At 64.2% G+C, this 1952-nt stretch carries 2 protein-coding genes; one reads left to right on the top strand and one right to left on the bottom strand.

The annotated features are described in order from the left end of the window. Positions 1–924: peptidoglycan DD-metalloendopeptidase family protein (locus Q664_RS52115; RefSeq protein ID WP_160174412.1), on the bottom strand; the 924-nt coding region annotated here is incomplete at its 3' end. A gap of 317 nt (positions 925–1241) precedes the next feature. Here Q664_RS52115 and Q664_RS14950 point away from each other — a divergent pair. Continuing rightward, positions 1242–1952: hypothetical protein (locus Q664_RS14950; RefSeq protein ID WP_043395009.1), on the top strand; the 711-nt coding region annotated here is incomplete at its 3' end.

Raw genomic sequence — 1952 nt, 5'->3', positions numbered from 1 at the left:
GGTGACGGAGCTGGTGCAGGAGCGGCGGGGCTCGGTCATGTAGAGGTCACCGCCCCAGCCGGAGTCCCAGTACCCGGCCATATAGCCCCAGTTCACTCCGTCGTACTTGACGCGGTACCACCAGTCATCCTGCCCATCCTGGGCCGGCGTCACCGAATCCACCGTGAGGCGCGTGCCCGCGGGAATGGTGGTGAGGGTGGTGCTGGAGCGGTTGGGCGCACTGCGCACGGCCTGGCTGATGTCGGAGACGGCGAGCGCGGGGAACGCGGGGCGATGCTGGTAGTAGTAGTCGACAGGATCCATCCAGCCCTGCTGCTCCGGCTGGTAGGTCCCCTCGGCGTAGCCCGGCCCATAGCAGTTGCTCGTCGCGCCCTTCCAATAGAGCCAATCACGCACCTCGAAGTGCAGGTGCGAGTTGGTGGACTGGTTGAAGAGGGTGGCGATCTGCTGGCCCCGAGTCACCGTGGCGCCCGTGGCCACCGAGGGCGCGTTCATGTGGCCGTACTGCGTGTACACCTTGGCTCCGCTGCCGAGCGTGTGCTCGATGACCACCACCCAACCCGGGTAGTTGGCGTTCACCACGCACCGCACCACCCCGTCCGCCACCGCGTACACGGGCGCTCCCGCCGTGCTGCCGGTGTTGAGCGCCAGGTCCACTCCCGAGTGGGCCCGGTTGCTGTACCAGCTCGAGCCACCCCGATTGGCGTAGTTCTGCATGACCCGGACGTTGTAGCCGGGCACCGTCTCCGAGCCCTGCACGCCCCCCATGGGCCAATCGAAACAGTCCGACGCCGTCAGGGCCGCTCGGCTCTCCTGCCGCGGCGGCTCCTCTTGTGCCACCTGCGGTCCGCAAGCCGTCCAGATCGTCAGCGCGGCGGCCAACAGGCCCCCGTGGACTCGTGAGTGATGGGAGGCGGGCTTCATGAACGTGCTCCTCGAAGGCAGGGAAGGAAGGGTCATTTTCCGTATTGTCTGATCTGCTTCCCTGGAGTTTCTTGATTTTAAGCAAAAACATCCAATCCAATATTGATGGAATGTTCTTTTTTTGCTGATATTCAGGAAAAACAAGAAAAAGTGGTTCAAGCCTATTGAGCAATATGGTATCTGGCCGTCACCTCTGTCTGGCCAGGCGCGCTGGACTGGTGCCACCGGGGGGAGCCGGAGTTCCACGAAACGTAAAGGCTGGATGGTTTCACCGTCCCCTCGCCTCCGGGGAAGCGGGGGCCGTCCGAGGAGCCACCATGCACCTGAATCGTTGGCGGTTGTTGTCGTGCGTCCTGGGTCTCGTGCTCGTTGCAGGCTGCGGTCCCGTCGATGAGGTCCCCTCCGAGGAGCCGGGCCGAATCGAGGCGGAGCTGTCCGTCACCCAGCAGCGCGCTCGTTGTGACGCCATCAAATCCACCACCTCGCCCAAGGGCATCACCAACCCGCTCGTCTACGCCGCCGTGGCCTACCAGGAAACGGGACTTGCCCACTGCTGGTCCGAGGCCACCTGGGCCTGTCAGGGCCCCTATTCCTCCTCGTGTGGCGGCCCCGTCATCGCTGGCTCAGGAGATGGCGCATGCTCGCTCCAGCAAGGGGGGCTCGGCATGTATCAGCTCGACTCGGGCACCTACTCGCAGACCATCGCCCAGCATGGCAACCGCGTCCTCGAGCTCGGCGGCAACATCGATATCGGCACCAACTTCATCGTCTACAAGGTGCGTCACTGCCCCAACACTCCCAACTTCAACAGCGACGCCGAGGTCATTTCGTGGATCAACTCCGCCACTTACGGCACCGCCAATTACGACACGTTCATGGCCGCCATGGCCTGGTGCTACAACGGCTGCGCCCCCACCGCGACCGGTTGCAGCCACGCCACCATCAAGCAGAAGTACAAGGACGCCGCCACCTACCTGCTCAACACCTTCGGTTCGAGCTACTGGGCCTCGCCCGCCGGCACGCCCCTG

The organism is Archangium violaceum Cb vi76 (assembly GCF_000733295.1).
GTDB lineage: Bacteria > Myxococcota > Myxococcia > Myxococcales > Myxococcaceae > Archangium > Archangium violaceum.
The sequence above is the reverse complement of the archived record's forward strand: the minus strand, read 5'-3'. Positions and strand labels throughout refer to the sequence as shown.